General features: G+C 67.7%; 15 protein-coding genes. 10 read left to right on the top strand and 5 right to left on the bottom strand.

Annotated features, from left to right (window positions below; genetic code table 11):
- The first annotated feature begins 118 nt into the window (after positions 1 to 118).
- The 9 genes from DTS01S_RS19725 to DTS01S_RS19685 all read left to right on the top strand — a co-directional run bounded on the left by DTS01S_RS19725 (position 119) and on the right by DTS01S_RS19685 (position 11,567).
- Complete coding sequence (locus DTS01S_RS19725) at positions 119 to 1,711, top strand: class I adenylate-forming enzyme family protein (protein WP_017405040.1); 1,593 nt, start codon at positions 119 to 121, stop codon at positions 1,709 to 1,711.
- A 1-nt stretch (position 1,712) separates the two neighbouring features.
- Complete coding sequence (locus DTS01S_RS19720; RefSeq protein ID WP_016453489.1) at positions 1,713 to 2,936, top strand: acyl-CoA dehydrogenase family protein; 1,224 nt, start codon at positions 1,713 to 1,715, stop codon at positions 2,934 to 2,936.
- Positions 2,937 to 3,001: 65 nt separating this feature from the next.
- Positions 3,002 to 4,012 carry a tripartite tricarboxylate transporter substrate binding protein gene (locus DTS01S_RS19715; protein ID WP_016453490.1) on the top strand — a complete coding sequence of 337 codons (1,011 nt, stop codon included), beginning with the start codon at positions 3,002 to 3,004 and terminating at the stop codon, positions 4,010 to 4,012.
- Positions 4,013 to 4,106: 94 nt separating this feature from the next.
- Positions 4,107 to 6,179, top strand: coding sequence for an ABC-F family ATP-binding cassette domain-containing protein (locus DTS01S_RS19710; protein WP_017405039.1), 2,073 nt, complete (start codon positions 4,107 to 4,109; stop codon positions 6,177 to 6,179).
- A 283-nt stretch (positions 6,180 to 6,462) separates the two neighbouring features.
- Complete coding sequence (locus DTS01S_RS19705; RefSeq protein WP_017405038.1) at positions 6,463 to 7,392, top strand: MurR/RpiR family transcriptional regulator; 930 nt, start codon at positions 6,463 to 6,465, stop codon at positions 7,390 to 7,392.
- Complete coding sequence (locus tag DTS01S_RS19700) at positions 7,389 to 8,426, top strand: amino acid ABC transporter substrate-binding protein (protein WP_061288562.1); 1,038 nt, start codon at positions 7,389 to 7,391, stop codon at positions 8,424 to 8,426. Before DTS01S_RS19705 ends, DTS01S_RS19700 begins: the two co-directional genes overlap by 4 nt.
- Positions 8,427 to 8,482: 56 nt before the next feature.
- Positions 8,483 to 9,496, top strand: coding sequence for an amino acid ABC transporter permease (locus DTS01S_RS19695; protein WP_254787895.1), 1,014 nt, complete (start codon positions 8,483 to 8,485; stop codon positions 9,494 to 9,496).
- 17 nt (positions 9,497 to 9,513) lie between these two features.
- Positions 9,514 to 10,596 carry an amino acid ABC transporter permease gene (locus DTS01S_RS19690; RefSeq protein ID WP_047218122.1) on the top strand — a complete coding sequence of 361 codons (1,083 nt, stop codon included), beginning with the start codon at positions 9,514 to 9,516 and terminating at the stop codon, positions 10,594 to 10,596.
- Positions 10,593 to 11,567, top strand: coding sequence for an isoaspartyl peptidase/L-asparaginase family protein (locus tag DTS01S_RS19685; protein WP_017405034.1), 975 nt, complete (start codon positions 10,593 to 10,595; stop codon positions 11,565 to 11,567). The genes DTS01S_RS19690 and DTS01S_RS19685 overlap by 4 nt, the downstream gene beginning before the upstream one ends.
- A 712-nt stretch (positions 11,568 to 12,279) precedes the next feature.
- Here the strand turns inward: DTS01S_RS19685 and phbB are convergent.
- The 3 genes from phbB to DTS01S_RS19670 form a co-directional block, all read right to left on the bottom strand.
- On the bottom strand, positions 12,280 to 13,017 hold the full coding sequence (phbB, locus tag DTS01S_RS19680) for an acetoacetyl-CoA reductase (protein ID WP_026062290.1): 738 nt from the start codon (positions 13,015 to 13,017) through the stop codon (positions 12,280 to 12,282).
- 212 nt (positions 13,018 to 13,229) lie between these two features.
- Positions 13,230 to 14,411 carry an acetyl-CoA C-acetyltransferase gene (locus tag DTS01S_RS19675; protein WP_016445928.1) on the bottom strand — a complete coding sequence of 394 codons (1,182 nt, stop codon included), beginning with the start codon at positions 14,409 to 14,411 and terminating at the stop codon, positions 13,230 to 13,232.
- A 123-nt stretch (positions 14,412 to 14,534) separates the two neighbouring features.
- Complete coding sequence (locus DTS01S_RS19670; protein ID WP_017405032.1) at positions 14,535 to 16,424, bottom strand: PHA/PHB synthase family protein; 1,890 nt, start codon at positions 16,422 to 16,424, stop codon at positions 14,535 to 14,537.
- 144 nt (positions 16,425 to 16,568) lie between these two features.
- Between DTS01S_RS19670 and DTS01S_RS19665 the strand changes: the two genes are divergently transcribed.
- Entirely contained in the window at positions 16,569 to 16,913 is a 345-nt protein-coding gene (locus DTS01S_RS19665) for a hypothetical protein (RefSeq protein ID WP_016445926.1), read from the top strand.
- Here DTS01S_RS19665 and DTS01S_RS19660 read toward each other — a convergent pair.
- Together DTS01S_RS19660 and maiA are read right to left on the bottom strand one after the other, a co-directional pair.
- The gene (locus DTS01S_RS19660) at positions 16,833 to 17,714 is read right to left on the bottom strand and encodes a polyphenol oxidase family protein (RefSeq protein ID WP_016445925.1); all 882 of its coding nucleotides are present in this window, start codon (positions 17,712 to 17,714) and stop codon (positions 16,833 to 16,835) included. The genes DTS01S_RS19665 and DTS01S_RS19660 overlap by 81 nt on opposite strands.
- A complete protein-coding gene (maiA, locus tag DTS01S_RS19655; RefSeq protein ID WP_016445924.1) occupies positions 17,711 to 18,376 on the bottom strand; it encodes a maleylacetoacetate isomerase in 666 nt (221 codons plus the stop codon). The genes DTS01S_RS19660 and maiA overlap by 4 nt, the downstream gene beginning before the upstream one ends.
- Positions 18,377 to 18,431 lie beyond the last annotated feature (55 nt).

Raw genomic sequence — 18,431 nt, 5'->3', positions numbered from 1 at the left:
TGGACATCAATTTTTCTGATGCAACTGAATCACTAATCGGTATTTCCCCGGCCCGGTCCTCTTCTGCAACAGTGCATGGCACGCCGCGCAAAACGCGCGGCTTCAGCCAAGGAATGCCATGCACGAGACATCCCGGCCCACCGCAGGCCACCCCCATTCCCTCCCCATACCCAATGTCGGCGAACTCGTCGCACGCAGCTGCAGGGCCCATGCCGAGCAGCCTGCGGTGACCAGCGCCGCGCGCAGCATCAGCTACGCAGAGCTTGAGCAGCGCTCCAACCGCGTGGCGAACGCCCTGCTTGCCCAGGGGCTGGCCCGCGGCGACCGCGTGGGCATCTACCTGCCCAATTGCGTGGAAATCGTGGAGATCGAGATCGCCTGCTACAAGGCCGGGCTCATCAAGGCGCCCTTCAACGCACGCCTGTCTCCACGCGAAGTAGGCGATATCGCGGCCAACAGCGATGCTTCCATCATCGTGACCACGGCCGCGCGCGCCGAGGCCTTCAAGCCGCACCTGCAGTCTGCCGACGTGCGCCTGCTGCTGCTGGACGGCCCTGCCGACAGCAACTACGAAGCGCTGCTCGCCCGCGCCAGCGACCGCTTCCAGCCCGTGGACGTGCACGAGCACGAGGTGGCCGTGCTGCACTACACCTCGGGCTCGTCGGGCGTGCTCAAGGCCGCCATGCAGACCTTCGGCAACCGCCTGGCCCAGCTGCGCAAGTTCCTGATGCGCGGCGAGGGCATGCAGGCCGGCCATGTGCTGGGACTGGTGGGGCCGGTCACCCACGCCTCGGGCATGCAGATGGTGCCGGCGCTGTGCACGGGCGCCACCATCCACCTGTTCTCGGGCTTCGAGCCGGGCGCCTTCATGGCCGAGATGCAGGCGCGGCGCGTCACCCATACCTTCATGGTGCCCACCATGATCAACATGCTGCTGGCCGAGATCGGCGGCCGCTACCGCCCGCTGCCCGACCTGCAACGCCTGGGCTACGGCGCAGCGCCCATGGCGCCCGCGCGCATCCTGCAGGCCATGGACGTGTTCGGCCCCATCCTGTCCCAGGGCTACGGCGCGGGCGAGACCACCTCCGGCGTCTGCGGCCTGACGGTGCAGGACCACCTGCAGGCACGCGCGTCGCGGCCCGAGCGGCTGGCATCCTGCGGCCGGCCCTTTCTGGAATCCCTGGTGGAGGTGGTGGACGACGAAGGCCGCCGCGTGCCCGAGGGCGAGATCGGCGAGATCGTGGTCAGCGGCGCCGATGTCTTCGCAGGCTACTGGCGCGCGCCCGAGCTGACGGCCGAGGTGCTCAAAAACGGCCGCTACCACACGGGCGACCTGGCCCGCATGGACGAGCAGGGCTTTGTCTACATCGTGGACCGCAAGAAGGACATGGTCATCAGCGGCGGCTTCAACGTCTATCCGTCCGAGGTGGAGTCCGTGCTCTACGAACACGCCTCGGTGGCCGATGCCTGCGTGTTCGCCATCCCCGACGACAAATGGGGCGAGGCCGTGGCCGCCCACATCGTGCTCAAGCCCGGCCTGGCCGGCGACAGTGCCGCGCTGGACCGCTTCTGCGCCGAGCGCCTGGGCGGCTTCAAGCGCCCGCGCCACATCGAATTCGTGCAGCAACTGCCCAAGAACCCCAACGGCAAGGTCATGCGCCGCGCCGTGCAGGCGCCCTACTGGGCCAACCACGCCCGCAAGGTGAACTGAGATGAACGCCAAAGACACACTCCCCACCGCCAACGCTGCCCTGCTGGAAATGCCCTTTGAAGGCTCCGAGCGCGCAGCCGGCCTGATCGACGCGCTCAACGCCTTCATCCACGGCGAACTGGCCGACCTCGCCCGCGCGCATGGTGTGGACCATGAAAACAGCGCCTCCACCGATTTGCTGCGCCAGGTCTGGAAGCTGTCGCATGCGCGCGGCTTCTACGGCATGACCCTGCCCGAGGCCATGGGCGGCGCCGGCCTGTCCGTGCTCGACCAGGTGCTGGTCAAGGAGGCCATCTACGCCACGGGATCGCCCTTCGCGCCCCATGTGCTGGGCGAACTCAGCGGCCCGCCGCGCATAGGCGCGCTGATCCGCAAGGCCACGCCCTTGCAGATGGAGCAGTTCATCCTGCCCGTGGCACGCGCCGAAAAGTCCATCTGCTTTGCGCTGACCGAGGCGGCGGCCGGCTCGGACGCGGGCGCGCTGGAGACGCGCGCCGTGCTGGAAGGCGACCATTACGTGCTCCACGGCCGCAAGCGCTTCATCTCGGGCTCGCCGTTTGCCGACTTCGCCGTGCTCATGGCCTCGACCGCGCCCGAGGGCAGCCCGCAGCGCGAGATCAGCGCCTTCTTCGTGGACCTGCATGCACCGGGCGTGCAGGTGGTCAGCGGCTACAAGACCATGGCCGGTCAATCGAGCACGGGAGACATCGTGCTCGACGGCTGCCGCGTGCCCGCGGCCCAGTTGATCGGCGAGCCGGGCCGGGGCCTGGCCCTGGCGCTGGGCCGCATCACCGTCAACCGCCTGCTGCACTGCCCGGCCATGCTGGGGCTGGCGCAGGTGGCGCTGCGCGATGCGCGCGACTATGCGCTGGGGCGCCAGCAATTCGGCCGCAGCATTGCCCAGTTCCAGTCCATACAGCACATGCTGGCCGACATGGCCACCGAATGGATGGCCGCGCGCGCGCTGATGGTGCAGACGGCCCGCGCCATCGACGCCGGCATCGACGCGCGCGCCCAGGCCTCGATGAGCAAGCTGTTCTGCTCGGAGACGGCGTTTCGCATCGCCGACCGCGCCGTGCAGATCCATGGCGGCGAAGGCATCGTCCAGGGCCGGCGCGTGGAATTCCTGTTCCGCATGCTGCGCATGTACCGCGTGCTCACGGGCACCAGCGAGATACAGCGCAACACCATCGCCAAGGAACTGCTGGAGCGGGCCGGCGCCTGAGGCTGACCGCCAGCCCCAGCACTCCCCCAGCAAACAGAAAAGACAAAAGACCAGGAGACAAAGCCATGCCACACATCACCAGCAGCGGCCAGGACCGCCGCCAATTCCTGCGGGCTGCAGGCGCCGCATCGCTTGCGGCAGGCCTGCCCTGGGCCGCCACAGCCTCAGCGCACGACAGCGCCTGGCCCACGCGCCCCATCAAATGGGTGGTGCCCTACCTGGCCGGCACCAGCCCCGACACGGCCGCGCGCATCGTGGCCGAGGCGCTGTCGGCCCAGCTGGGCCAGCCCGTGGTGATAGACAACCGCGCCGGCGCGGGCGGCAACATCGGCGCCCGCCAGGTGGCCAAGGCACCGGCGGACGGCTACACCCTGCTGTACTCGGGCTCGCCCATGGCCGCCGCCATGCGCATGTACAAAAGCCCGGGCTACGACGTGTTCAAGGACTTCCGCCATGTGCTGGGCATGTCGCGCTCGGACATCCTGGTCGTCGTGCATGCCGACTCGGGCATGCGCACGCTGGATGACCTGGCCGCCCGCGCCAAGGCCAGGCCGGGCGCGCTGGACTATGCCTCGGGCGGCGTGGGCACGCCATCGCACCTGGGCGTGGAGATGCTGGCCTCCAGCATGGGCCTGCAGGTCAACCATGTGCCCTACAAGGGCGCGTCCGAGCTGGTCAATGCCGTGCTGGGCCAGCAGGTGGCCTTCGGCGCCCCGCTGTTTTCCGTGGCCTATCCCCAGGTGCTGGCGGGCAGGCTGGTGCCGCTGGCCATTGCCGGCCCCCAGCGCAACGCCAAGCTGCCCCAGGTGCAGACCCTGGCCGAGCTGGGCGTGCCCGACGTCAACCTCACGTCCTGGGGCGGCGTGTCCGTGCCGGCCGCCACGCCCGATGCCATCGTCCAGCGGCTGCGCACGGCGCTGGAGGAGGTGCTCAGGCAGCCCAAGGTCATCGCCTTGCTGGAGCAGGAAGGCGGCAAGGTCGCCATCACCAGCGCCGAAGCCTATGCCAAGGGCTTCGAGCGCGAGATCCAGTTCACCCAGTCCATGATGCAGCGCGTGGGCATACAGCCGATCTAGGGCCTGGTACCAGGGCTTTGCACCGTGGCCGGGCACGGGCATGGCGGGCGGCAATCCTGCCCTGGCGCAATCGCTGGGATAATCCTGCCCATTCATGATCAGCCTTCGCAACATTACCCTGCGCCGCGGCACCCGCGTGCTGCTGGACAGCACCTCCGTCTCCATCAACCCCGGTGAAAAAGTCGGCCTTGTCGGACGCAATGGCGCCGGCAAGTCCAGCCTGTTCGCCCTGCTCAACGGCAGCCTGGCCGAGGACGGCGGAGAGTTCTCCATCCCTTCGCAATGGCGCCTGGGCCAGGTCGCGCAGAACATGCCCGAGACCTCGGAGACGGCCACCCAGTTCGTGCTGGACGGCGACACCCGCTTGAGCGAGCTCAACGCCCAGCTCGCGGCCGCCGAGGCCAGCGAGGACGGCATGGCCATTGCCCACGCCCACGTGGACCTGGCCGATGCCGGCGCGCACGACGCCGTGCCGCGCGCACAGGCCCTGATCCTGGGCCTGGGCTTCAAGGTCTCCGAGCTGGAGCACCCCGTCAACAGCTTCTCGGGCGGCTGGCGCATGCGCCTGCAGCTGGCGCGCGCGCTGATGTGCCCCTCCGACCTGCTGCTGCTGGACGAGCCCACCAACCACTTGGACCTGGACGCCCTGGTCTGGCTGGAAGCCTGGCTCAAGCGCTACCCCGGCACCCTGGTCGTGATCAGCCATGACCGCGAATTCCTGGACGCCATCACCAACACCACGCTGCACATCGAAAACGCGCAGGTCACGCGCTATGGCGGCAACTACAGCAAGTTCGAGGAACTGCGCGCCCAGCAGATGCTGCTGCAGCAGGCTTCGTTCGAGCGCCAGCAGGAAAAGATCGCCCACCTGCAAAAATTCATCGACCGCTTCAAGGCCAAGGCCTCCAAGGCCAAGCAGGCGCAAAGCCGCGTCAAGCAGATCGAGCGCATGGAAAAGGTCGCGCCCATGCTGGCCAGCGCCGATTTCACCTTCGAGTTCAAGCCGCCCGCCAACCTGCCCAACCCCATGCTGGCGATCACGGACGCCGCATTCGGCTACCTGGACGACGAAGGCCAGGCGACCACCATCCTGCGCGGCGTCAACCGCTCGGTGCTGGCGGGCCAGCGCATCGGCATCCTGGGTGCCAACGGCCAGGGCAAGTCCACCCTGGTCAAGACCATCGCGCGCGAGATGAAGGCCCTGGCCGGCACCGTGACCGAAGGCAAGGGCCTGAACATCGGCTACTTCGCCCAGCAGGAACTGGACGTGCTGCGCCCCGGCGAAAACCCGATGGAGCACATGATCCGCCTGGCACGGGACACCGGCGCCACCGGCCCGCAGGCGCGCGAGCAGGACCTGCGCAGCTACCTGGGTACGTTCAATTTCAGCGGCGACATGGTCAAGCAGGCCGTGGGCAGCATGAGCGGCGGCGAGAAGGCGCGCCTGGTGCTGGCCATGATCGTCTGGCAGCGCCCCAACCTGCTGCTGCTGGACGAGCCCACCAACCACCTGGACCTGGCCACGCGCGAGGCCCTGGCCATGGCCATCAACGACTTCGACGGCACCGTCATGCTGGTCAGCCACGACCGCGCCCTGCTGCGCTCGGTCTGCGAGGACTTCTGGCTGGTCGGCCGTGGGGTGGTCGGCCCCTTCGACGGCGACCTGGACGACTACCAGCGCTACCTGCTGGAAGAATCCCGCCGCCTGCGCGAGGAAGCCCGCAAGGCCGAACAGGCGGCTGCGGCCACCAGCAAGGCGGCAGCGCAGGTGGAGCCCGCAGCAGGTGCAGCAGCTGCAGCACCTGCAGTGCAGGCCCCCGTGGCTGCTGCGCTGGCGCCGGCCCCCGCTGCCCCGCCCACGCCACCGGCCGCCAGCGCCGGAGACCAGCGCGAGCAACGGCGCCTGGCCGCCCTGGCCCGCCAGCAGATGGCCGAGAAGACCCGGCCGTTCAAGAAGGAACTGGAACAGCTGGACAAGCGCCTGCCCCAGCTGCAGGCCGAACGCACGCGGCTGGAGGGCCTGCTGAGCCAGCCCATCTCGCCCGCCGAGATGGCCGAAGCAGGCCGCAGCCTCAAGGCCTGCAACGACGAGATCGACAGCCTGGAAGAACGCTGGCTGGAACTGAGCGAGCAGATCGAGCAGTTGTCGGCCGCGATGTCCGACTGATTCCAGTCGTTCTCGAAAATCAGGCGGCCCCATGGGTGCGAGGCCCTTGCTCGCACCCATGACCGTCTGCCACCAGCGTCGTCCCGCGTGAAGACGGCGCTCCACTTCGGCTCCGCCCAAGTGCGCCCCTGAGGCCTCGCCCTCCCCCCCACTCCCCTCACGCCCTCGCACTCCCCCGTAGCCAGCGGAACGCATGGATCGTTCGGTTCAGGGTTTCCCCTGAATGAAAGATTTCATTCCTAAAAAATAATGAATGAAAGATACCATTCACTTTCATTCATTCATGGAACTCCATCCCCATCCCGCCGTACAGGAACTGCTGCGCGCCAGCGTCGATGGCTCGCCCGCCGTCGCCCGGGTAGGCCGCTGGATGGCCGCGCATCCGGTCCTGGCCGTCACGCTGAGCGCCGAGGAAGTGGCCAATGCCTGCGGAGGCTCCCTGGCAGCCGTCAACCGCTTCGCCAAGCACGCCGGCTACGAAGGCTTTGCCGATCTGCGCCTGCACCTGGGCCGCCAGCTGCAACAGGCCCTGGAGCCCGTGAACAAGCTGCGCGCGGCGCACGAGCCTGCCGCAAGCGCCGTGGGAGCGCAGGCCTTCGAGCACACGCAGCGCAATCTGCAGGCGGCCGCACAGGCCTGCGACCCCGGCCTGCTCGATCAACTGGCCCAGCGCATCTGCCGCGCGCGCCGCGTCCTGTTCATGGGCTTTGGCAGCTCCCACCATGTGGCAGCCTTTGGCGCCGACGCGCTGCAGCCCTATCTGCCCCAGGTGCTGGAAGTGGCCTGCGCAGGCGGCACGGAGCAAGCCGTCAGGCGCATGACGGGGCTGACGGAGCAGGACGTGCTGATCGCGATCTCGCTGCCGCGCTACTCACGCGAAGCGGTGGAGCTGACGGCGCATGCGCGCCAGCGGGGCGCCCTGACCATCGCCATCACCGACGAGGCCACCAGCCCGCTGGCCGGCCAGGCCGACTACGTGCTGCTGGCACCCGCCGCCCACCCTCTGCTGCCATCGTCGGTGCTGGCGGCCATGGCCATGGTCGAAGCGCTGGCCACCCAGGTCATCCGCGCCACGCCCCAGGCCGTGCGCAGCCTGGTCGAACTGTCCGATTCGGTGCTTCCCTACCTGACACCGGACAGCAGCCCCGCTTCACCTGCGGCGAGCAAGCCGCAACCCCAGGCCCCCCATCCCGCCGCAAAGGACTCCGCATGAATGCCCCTGCCCGTTTCCGCTTTCTTTTCGCCTCGATGGCCGCCGCGGCCACGCTCGCTGCCGCGCCGGCCCACGCAGGCAAGACGCTGGATGGCATCAAGCAGCGCGGCGCCGTGGCCTGCGGCGTGCACACGGGGCGCGCAGGCTTTGCGCTCGCCGACGGCAGCGGCAACTGGTCCGGGCTGGACGTGGATCTGTGCCGCGCCGTGGCGGCCGCCACCCTGGGCGACGCCGGCAAGGTCAAGTTCATTCCCACCAGCGGCCAGACACGCATCACGGCGCTGCAGTCCGGCGAGATCGATCTGCTGGCACGCAACACCACCTGGACCTTCACGCGCGACAACGGCCTGGGCCTGATGTGGGCGGGCGTCAATTTCCACGACGGCCAGGGCTTCATGGCCAGGAAAAAGCCCGGCCTGAACAGCGTCAAGCAGCTCTCTGGCGCCACCATCTGCGTGATCAGCGGATCCACCACGGAAAAGACCCTGTCGGAGTACTTTCGCGCCCACAAGCTCAACTACAAGGCGGTGGTATTTGACAACCCCGAAGCCGCCCTGCAGGCCTTCAGCAGCGGACGCTGCCAGGCCTATACAGGCGACCTCGGCGCCCTGGCCGTGCTGCGCGGCAAGGAGCTGGCCAACCCCGACGACTACGTGATCCTGCCCGAAGTCATCTCCAAGGAGCCGGCCGGCCCGGCCGTGCGCCGCGGTGACGACGAATGGTTCGCTGTCGTGCGCTGGACACTCAACGCCATGATCGAGGCCGAGGAACTGGGCATCACCCAGGCCAATGCCGACGAGCTCAAGACCCGCTCCGACAGCATCCAGGTCAAGCGTTTCCTGGGCCAGAGCGACGACCTGGGCAAGCAGCTGGGGCTGGACAAGGAATGGGCGCTGCGCATCGTCAAGGCCGTGGGCAACTATGGCGAGAGCTATGAGCGCAACCTGGGCGCCAGGTCGGGCCTGAACGTGCCGCGCGGCAAGAACGCGCTGTTCACCAAGGGCGGCCTGATGATGTCGCCGCCGATGAACTGACGCGCCGAGGGCACCCTGCCATGAACGCCGCGAACGCTGTAGATGCTGTGAAAGCCGTGAATGCCATCGACGCCGGGGCACGGCAGCCACCGGCCCCCACCCGGCCACGCTGGGGCCGGCTGGCCTTGCAGCTCGCCATCGGCTGGCTGCTGATATTGCTGCTGGGCTGGCTGGCGCACAACGCCAGCCGCAACATGGCCGCGCGCGGCATTGCCGGGGGCTTCGGCTTTCTGGAGCAGACGGCCGGCTTTTCCATCTCCGAAGGGCTGCTGCCCTACGAGCCCGGCGACAGCTACCTGCGTGCGGTCGCGGCCGGCGTGGCCAACACGGTTCGCGCCGCCGTGCCCGCGCTCGTGCTGGCCACCGTGCTGGGCCTGCTGCTGGGCGTGGCCGCAGTGGCAAGGCATCCGCTGCTGCGCGGCGCCGTGCGCTTCTATGTCGATGTGGCACGAAATATCCCGCTGCTGGTGCAGGTGCTGCTGTGGTATTTCGCGCTGACTTCGTTGCTGCCCGACGTGGACCGGCCTCTGGCCATCGGCCCCCTGGGCTTTCTGAGCAAGGCGGGGCTGGCCCTGCCCGGCCCGGTGTACGACAGCGCGGCGGGCTGGCACTGGAGTTCCCCGCAACCGGGCATGTTCGGCATCGACGGAGGACTGGCGCTGACGCCTGAATTCCTGGCCCTGGTGGGCGCCCTGGGCCTGTATGCCGCCGCCTATTGCGCGGAGATCGTGCGCGCCGGTCTGCAGGCCGTGCCGCGCGGGCAATGGAATGCTGCCTCGGCCCTGGGCATGCGCCGCGGCCAGCAGCTGCGCCTGGTCGTGCTGCCGCAGGCCCTGCGGGTGATCATTCCGCCCTATACCAACCTGGCGCTCAGCACCATCAAGAACTCCTCGCTGGCCGTGGCCATCGGCTACCCCGACGTGGTGATGGTCGCCAACACCGCCATGAGCCAGACCGGCCAGGCCATCGAATGCGTGACCATCATCGCGGTGGTCTACCTGGCCATCAACCTGCTGACCTCGCTGGCATTGAATGCCTTCAACCAGCGCAGTGCCTTCATCACACGCTAGCCGGGAAAGACCTGCCCATGAGTGCCGTACTCCGCGCACCGGCCCTGCCGGTGGCCCCGCCCCGGGTTCCGCTGGCGCAGCGCCTGCGCGCCAGCCTGTTTCCGGATGCGCTCTCCGGGCTCATCACCGCCACGCTGCTGCTGGCCGCGCTGTGGGCGGGCTGGAAACTGCTGGCCTGGGGCCTGCTCGACGCCGAAACCGCAGCCAACCCCGACACATGCCGCGCTGCGGCCGGCGCCTGCTGGGGCGTGGTGCGCGAGAAATACCGCCTGGTATTCCTGGGCCGCTATCCCGTGGCAGAGCAATGGCGCCCCGTCGCCGCCAGCCTTTGGCTGCTGGGCAGCGTGGGCGTGGCGGCGCTACCGCGCTTCTTCGGCCGCGCCGGCATGGCGATGCTGCTGGCCGGGTTGACCGGCTTCGGCGTGCTGATGGCCGGCGGTGTGGCCGGCCTGGCACCCGTGCCCAGCGATCTGTGGGGCGGCCTGCCGCTGACCCTGTTCCTTGCCGTGATCGCCTGCCTGGCCGGCGTTCCGCTGGGCATCCTGCTGGCACTGGGCCGGCGCTCCAGCCTGCCTTTGCTGCGCGTGCTCTGCACGTTGTTCATCGAAGCGGTGCGCGGCGTGCCCCTGATCACGCTGCTGTTCTTCGGGGCCTTCGTGCTGCCCATGCTGGTGCCCGCGCAATGGAGGGTGGACCCCATGGTCCGCATCGCCGTCTGCCTGGCGGCCTTCAGCGCGGCCTATCTTGCCGAGGTGTTTCGCGGCGGGCTGCAGGCCGTGCCCCAAGGCCAGGTCATGGCGGCCCAGGCCATGGGCTTCACCAGGGTGCAGGTGCTGCGCCACGTGGTCCTGCCGCAGGCGCTGCGCGTGACCATCGCGCCCACGGTGAGCAACTTCATCGGCGCGGTGAAGGACACCTCCCTGGTGGCGATCGTGAACATCTACGACATCACTGGCTCCCTGAAGATGGCCATGAGCGACCCCCACTGGATTGCGTACTTCGTGGAGATGTACATGGTGGTCTGTGCCGTCTACCTGCTCATCGGCCTGGGCATCGCCCGCTATGGCCGCTTCCTGGAATCGCGCTACGCACTCCAATGAACATGTCCCAGAACTCCCGAAAATTTTCCATTGCCGTGCACGGCGGCGCAGGCACCGTCATCCAGGGCCAGGCCGACGAGGCCCCCTACCACGCCGCGCTGGCCCAGGCGCTGGAGGCGGGCGCCGCCCTGCTGCGGCGCGGCGCCAGCGCGCTGGACGCCGTCCAGGCCGCGTGCCAGTCCCTGGAAGACTGCCCGCTGTTCAATGCCGGGCGCGGCTCCGTCTACACGCGCGACGCGCGCCACGAGATGGACGCCGGCCTGATGGACGGCAGCAACCTGCGGGCCGGCGCAGTCGCTTCCGTCAGCCAGGTGCGCAATCCGATTGCGCTGGCACGGCATGTTCTTGACGACGGCCAGTGCGTGCTCCTGGTCGGCGAAGGGGCGCAGCGGTTTGCCGATGAACGCGGGCTGGCGCGGATGGATGCAGGCTACTTCGACTCTGCCGAGCGCCTGGCACAGCTGCGCCGGGTGCAGGCGCAATCCGGCCAGACCGCGCTGCTGGACCACGACGCCAGCGGACTGGCGGCGCACCCTGCTCCGCTGAACGAGAACGGCAAGATGGGCACGGTCGGCGCCGTGGCGCGCGATGTGCATGGCAACCTGGCCGCCGCGGCATCCACCGGCGGGCTGACCAACAAGCGCCCCGGGCGCGTGGGCGACACGCCCGTGGTGGGCGCAGGTTTCTACGCCGACAGCACCACCTGCGCCGTGGCGGCCACCGGAACCGGCGAGCATTTCCTGCGCGCAGCCATCGCGCACGACATCCATGCGCGCATGCGCTACCTGGGGCAAAGCCTGGAACTCGCAGCCGACGCCGCAGTGCGGGGCACGCTGACACACATCGGTGGCCAGGGCGGCGTGGTGGCCGTGGACAGCGACGGACGCGTGCACTGCCCCTTCAACAGCGCCGGCATGTACCGCGGCTACATCGTGGACGACGCGCCTGCCGTGACCCTGATTTTTGCCTGATGGACGTTTTCACCCCGGGTTGACCTGTGCCCACGCATTGCGGGCAACGAGACGTAACAGCATCGACATCGGCCCGCCACGCCCGTAAGCCTCTGTCAGGAAACGGATTTTTTCTCACCTCGCCAGAAATCTGTCTTCAAACTGACAGATCCCCACCTCCAGGCTTGCAATTGCTTGCGTCCTGGGGCAATCCCTGAGTCAACCTGCCGCCACTGCCCCGCGTTGAACACGCAAAGGAGTGACTGCAATGACCGACATCTTTTCCCACACCGCCCTGCAGACCCGCTTTGCAGCCGCTGCGCTGGCCCAAGCTGTCTGGCCATGGGATGACCGTGACCGCAAGCGCGGCCCCCGCAGCGCTTGAAAACCGGGTCACGAAAAAGTTTCGACTTCCTTCGAAAATTTTTTAAAAACCTGTCAACCAGCTGAATCCAGCCCGCGTTAAGAGAGCAATACAGGAGAAGTTTCCATGCAAACGAACGCCATCATGTCCATCTGGCCCGAAGACGAACGCGATCGCAAGCGCTGAGGCGCTGGCTGGCGCACACGGTGCCCCAGTCTCTGACACCACCGGTCTGACGGCCTTCCGTGCAGACCCCCTCTTCCACAGAACCCGCTTCAGCGGGTTTTGTCATTTCTGGGACATTTGCCGCGGGGCTGCCCAACAAAAAAGGAGCCCGGAGGCTCCTTTGCAGCGCGAACCCTTGCAGGTTCAATGCATGTGCAGGCCACCGTTGACCGAAAAATCGGCGCCGGTGGAATAGCCGCCTTCCTCCGAAGCCAGCCAGGCGATGATCGATGCGATCTCGCTGGGCTCGCCCAGGCGCTTGACGGGGATGGTGCCCACGATCTTCTCCAGCACGTCGGGACGGATGGCCTTGACCATGTCGGTGCCGATGTAGCCGGGGCTCACGGTGTTCACGGTCACGCCCTTGGTGGCCAGCTCCTGCGCCAGCGCCATGGTGAAGCCGTGCATGCCGGCCTTGGCGGCCGAGTAGTTGGTCTGGCCGGCCTGGCCCTTGGCGCCATTGACCGAGCTGATGTTGATGATGCGGCCCCAGCCCTTTTCCACCATGTCGCCCACGACCTGCTTGGTCACGTTGAACATGGAGTTGAGGTTGGTCTCGATCACGGCCTGCCAGTCTTCGGGCGTCATCTTGATGAACATGCGGTCACGCGTGATGCCGGCGTTGTTGACCAGCACATCGATGTTGCCGTGCTCGGCCTTGGTCTTGCTGAAGGCTTCGACGGTGGAAGCCCAGTCGCCCACATTGCCCACCGATGCATGGAAGGTGAAACCCAGCGCCTTTTGCTCGTCAAGCCACTTCTGGAAGTCGCGCGACGGACCACAACCTGCGATGACCTTGAAGCCTTCCTTGTGCAGACGCTGGCAGATGGCCGTTCCGATGCCTCCCATTCCCCCTGTGACATACGCTACTTTTTGAGCCATTCTTCTCTCCTGTCAATCAATGGTTGCTTCAGATCAATCTATCCATGACAACCGGAACATTGACGCCGGTTATCGCCAAGGGTGCCTGAGCCTCTGGGCCCGGCCCCCTCGCATGGCTAGTATGCAGCGCGTGCGCTGCGCCCCTCTTCGGGCAGGCCCTAGTCAAGCCTAGGATCTACCCTGAAAGCTTGCTAACGTTTTCCCGGAGCCTTTCAGACGCGCTCCACGGTCATGGCCACGCCCATGCCGCCGCCGATGCACAGGCCGGCCAGACCCTTCCTGGCGCCGCTGCGCTGCATCTCGTGCAGCAGGGTCACCAGGATGCGGGCGCCCGATGCGCCGATGGGGTGACCGATGGCAATGGCCCCGCCGTTGACGTTGACCTTGGCCGGATCGATGCCCAGCTCCTGGTTCACCGCACAGGCCTGTGCCGCGAAGGCTTCGTTCAGCTCGAACAGGTCCACGTCCTGCGCAGACCAGCCGGCGCGCTGCAGCGCCTTGCGCGAGGCGAACACCGGGCCCAGGCCCATGGTGGCGGGGTCCAGACCGCTGGTGGCATAGGAGACGATGCGCGCCAGCGGCGTCAGGCCCAGGGCCTTGGCCTTGGAGGCGCTCATCACCACCACGGCGGCGGCGCCGTCGTTCAGGCCCGAAGCATTGCCGGCCGTCACCGAGCCAGCCTTGTCGAAAGCCGGACGCAGGCCTGCCAGCGCCTCGGCGTTGGTCTTGCGGTTGATGTACTCGTCGGCCGCAAAGACCACGGGATCGCCCTTGCGCTGGGGAATGCTGACGGGAACGATCTCATCCACGAACTTGCCGGCGTCCTGCGCGGCCGTGGCCTTTTGCTGGCTGGCCAGGGCCAGGGCGTCCTGCTGTTCGCGGCTGACGCTCTTTTCCTTGGCCACGTTCTCGGCCGTGATGCCCATGTGGTACTGGTTGTAGACGTCCCACAGGCCGTCCACGATCATGGTGTCGGCCATCTTCCACTCGCCCATGCGCTGGCCGTCGCGCGAGCCCGGCAGCACGTGGGGGGACAGGCTCATGTTCTCCTGGCCGCCGGCCACGACGATCTCGCTGTCGCCCGTGGCCACGGCCTGGGCCGCCAGCATCACGGCCTTCAGGCCCGAGCCGCAGACCGCGTTGATGGTCAGGGCCGGGGTTTCCTTGGCGATGCCGGCCTTCATCATGGCCTGGCGTGCAGGGTTCTGGCCTGCGCCAGCGGCCAGCACCTGGCCCATGATGACTTCACCGACCTGGTCGGTGCCGACCTTGGCGCGGCTCAGAGCCTCGCGGATCACGATGGAGCCCAGTTCGGTGGCGGGGATCTTGGCAAGGGTGCCGCCGAACTTGCCAACGGCAGTGCGGACAGCGGAAACGATGACGATGTCTTCCATGATGACGGACCTTTCTTTGGACTCTTGAAGGGATGCCCGGGCGCGCACTGCCGAAGCTGCGGCAGCGGCACCCTGCATTCAAGCCGCGGCGTTATTGCGCTGCAGCATCGAAACGATTGTGCCTCAGGCCTTGGCCAGCACGTAGCGGCCCGGGGCCGGCTCGATGGCCGTGTATTCCCTGCCCTTGCCGTACTGCTTTGGCGCCGCGACCAGCTTGCCGCCGTGCTCGGCCAGCCAGGGGCTCCAGTCGGCCCACCAGCTGCCCGGGTACTCGTCGGCGCCGGCCTGCCACTCCTTGAGCGTGGGCGGCAGCTGGCCGTCCTCACGCAGCCAGTAGCTGCGCTTTTTCTTGGCCGGCGGATTGATCACGCCCGCGATGTGGCCGGATGCGCCCATGACGAAACGCTTGTCGCCACCCAGCACCTGGGTCGATGCATAGGAGCCGCCCACGGGCACGATGTGGTCCTCGCGCGAGCCGTAGATATAGGCCGGCAGGCGCAGCTGGTGCATGTCGATGCGCTCGCCGCAGACGGTCAGCGCACCGGGCTGGACCAGCTTGTTTTCCAGGTAAAGGTTGCGCAGGTACCAGGCGTAGTACGGGCCGGGCAGGTTGGTGCAGTCGCTGTTCCAGTACAGCAGGTCGAACGGCGGCGGTGTTTCGCCCTTGAGGTAGTTGCCCACCACGTAGTTCCAGACCAGATCGTTGGGACGCAGAAAGCTGAAGGTCGATGCCAGGTCCTGGCCCTTCATGAGGCCGCCCTCGCCCATCTGCATTTCGCGGAAGCGCACCACGGACTCGTCGATGAAGACATCGAGGATGCCGGTGTCGCTGAAGTCGATGAAAGTGGTCAGCAGCGTGACGCTGGCCACGGGAAACGGCACGCCGGCCGGCGCCGTGGCGCGGGCTGTGGATGTCCGGGCGGCGCTGCGGCTGCCAGCCGCGCGCTTGGCTGGAGCCGCCTTGGCCGCCGGAGCAGCAGCTGCGCCATGCTCGCGGTCGTGGCGTGCCTGCAGCACGGCCAGCGCGGTGGACAGCATGGTGCCGCCCACGCAAAAGCCCAGCACGTTGATCTGCTCGGCTCCTGCGATCTCGCGTGCCACGCGGATGCCGGTGAGCACGCCGTCTTCGATGTAGTTGTCCCAGGTCTTGTGCGCCAGGCTGTCGTCGGGATTGCGCCAGCTCATCACGAAGGTGCGGTGGCCCTGGCTGACGGCATAGCGGATCAGCGAGTTGTCGGGCTGCAGGTCCAGGATGTAGAACTTGTTGATGCACGGCGGCACCATGAGGAAGGGCCGCTCATGCACCTTGTCCGTCAGCGGCTTGTACTCGATGAGCTGGAACAGCTCGTTCTCGAACACCACGGCGCCTTCGGTGGTGGCAACGTTCTTGCCCACGGTGAACAGGCTCTCGTCGGTCATGGACACATGGCCCTGGCGCATGTCGGCCAGCAGGTTGGCCACGCCCTGGGCCAGGCTCTCGCCCTGGGTTTCGATGGCCTTCTTCTGCGCCTCTGCATTGAGTGCCAGGAAGTTGCTGGGCGACATGGCAGCCAGCCACTGTTCCACAGCGAAGCGCACGCGGTTGCGGGTCTTCTCGTCGGCCTGCACGGCCTCGGCCAGGCCCATGAGCATGCGGCTGTTGAGCAGATAGGTGGCTGCGGTGGCCGCCGTCAGCGGGTTGTCGGCCCAGGATTGGGTGTTGAAGCGCTTGTCCTTGGCCAGCAGCGCCTGGGCGCCGCCCTGCTCGCACATGGCCTTGGCGCCGTCCAGGTACTGGCGCTGCAGCTCCAGCAGCTTTTCGGGGTCCAGCGATAGCGCGTTCTCGGGCAAGGCGCCGGGTTCGGGGACTGCAGCCTTCCAGGCCTGGGCCATGTCCGGCATGCCCGCGCCCTGTGCCCCCGGCATTCCCGGTGATCCCATCTGCTGCAGTATCTGCAGCGTCCGGCTCCATTGCTCGTTCCAGAATTGCTGGATGGGTTGGCCTGGCAGGCCTGCGAGTGGGTCAAAATTCATGCTGCATCCTTGTTCGCGGATGCCGTTCGCAATAGCCTGGGGCTTGCGGGGCATCCGTTTTGATTGTGACCCAGGCGAGCCCCCCGTTGCCCGGCACAGCCCTCCACAAAAACCCGTGCCCGGTGCGCCTTTTTCGAATCGACCATGTATCTCGTTGTTATCGCCTGGTTGTATGTCACGCTGATGATGGCCGTGGCCGAAGCCGCCAGCCCCACGGGCAGCATACTCGGCGCCCTGGTCACTTTCGCACTGTATGGACTGCTGCCGCTGTCCATCGTGATCTACATCATGGGTACGCCCGCGCGCAACCGAAAGCGCCATGCGCGCGAACTGGCCGAGCGCCAGGCCTGGCTGGCGCAGCAGCAGGCCTCGCAGGGCACGGCGGACGCACCGGACGCGCCCGCGCCCTCAGTCCTTCCAGATGCAGGCGGCGAATCGGCCGCTGCTGCCCAGGCGGGCAGCGTCGCGCCGGTGCGAAAAGAACCGTGAGTCGTTGAGCACCGTGCACCATGCGTCGCTGCCGTCATTGCCATGGATGGCCGTGATGCCCAGCGCCGCCAGGCGCTGTCGCGCAAGCCCGGCCAGGCTGGCCAGGTACTTGGGGGTGCCCTCGCCCGCCTGAGGTATGGCGGTGAAATGCGCGGCGGCGGCGGCGTCATGCGCGATGAAGGCAGCTCGCACCTCGGCACCGACCTCAAAGGAACGCGGACCGATGCAAGGGCCCAGCCATGCCAGGGTCTGCGGCGCCACCTGCTCGGGCGCGGTCCGGAGCTGATCGGCAAAGCGCTTGAACAGAGACTCCAGCACACCGCCTGCCAACGGCTGACCCGCATGGCCAGGCGGCATTCCGGCCAGACCGCGCCAGCCCGCATGGGCCGCGCCCACCACGGCGCCGCTGCGATGGGCCAGCAGCACGGGCAGGCAATCGGCCACCATGATGGTGCAGACCACGCCCGAGGCGCTGGTCACGCAGGCATCGAAGGCCTGGCCCTGCGCGCTGCCTGCATCCAGTGCGATGACATCCACGCCATGCACCTGCTGCAGGAACACCGCGCAGGCATCCGGCGTATCCGCACGCACGATCTCCTGCAGGCGCTGGCGGTTGGCGCGCACGGCCTGGGGGTCGTCGCCCACATGGTCGCCCAGGTTCAGGCTGCCCCAGGGCGCCGTGCTGACGCCGCCTTCGCGCGAGGTGCACAGCGCGTGCACGCCGGGCGGCGCGGGCCAGTCGGGCACCAGCCAGGATGCGGGGATGGTGCCGGGGATGGAGTCAGGCCGGGCCGCGCTCATTCCGCGTCGGGGCAGGCCGAGGGATGGGCCTTCTGGAAGGCCGGCAGCGCCTCGCAGCGATCGACGATGGCCGCCAGGCGCGGCAGGCCGTCCAGGCTCACGTTGAAGCGGCGGCCGTTGAAGATCTGCGGCACCAGGCAGCAATCGGCCAGCGTGGGCGTGTCGCCCCAGCAAAACAGCGAAGGCGGCAGGCCGGCCGCCTCGCGCTCGGCGGCCAGCAGGTCCAGCTGGCGCTCGAAGGCCTCCAGGCCCGATCGCACCCAATGCACGTACCAGCCGCTCTTGGCCTCGTCAGAGACACCCAGGTTGCGCACCAGGTACTTGAGCACGCGCAGGTTGTTGAGCGGATGGATCTCGCAGGCCACCATCTGGGCCAGTGCGCGCACATGGGCACGGCCCAGGGCGTCACGCGGCAGCAGCGGTATTTCGGCATGGGTCTCATCGAGATATTCGATGATGGCCATGGACTGGGTCAGCCAGTGGCCGTCCTCGGTCTCCAACGCCGGCACCAGCGCATCGCCGACATGCTGGGCATAGGCCGGCGCCTTGTGGTCGCCGCGCAGCAGGTGCACGGGTACGGATTCATAGTCCAGGCCCTTGATCTGCAGCGCAATGCGCACGCGGTAGGAGGCCGACGAGCGGAAGTAGGTGTGGAGCTTCATAGACCGCAAAGCATACCGTGCAGCAGCGCCGATGCATGGCACACTTGCGGCGGCG

Source organism: Delftia tsuruhatensis NBRC 16741, from assembly GCF_001571325.1.
GTDB classification, from domain to species: Bacteria; Pseudomonadota; Gammaproteobacteria; order Burkholderiales; family Burkholderiaceae_C; genus Comamonas; species Comamonas tsuruhatensis.
This window is presented reverse-complemented; position numbering and strand designations above follow the sequence as displayed.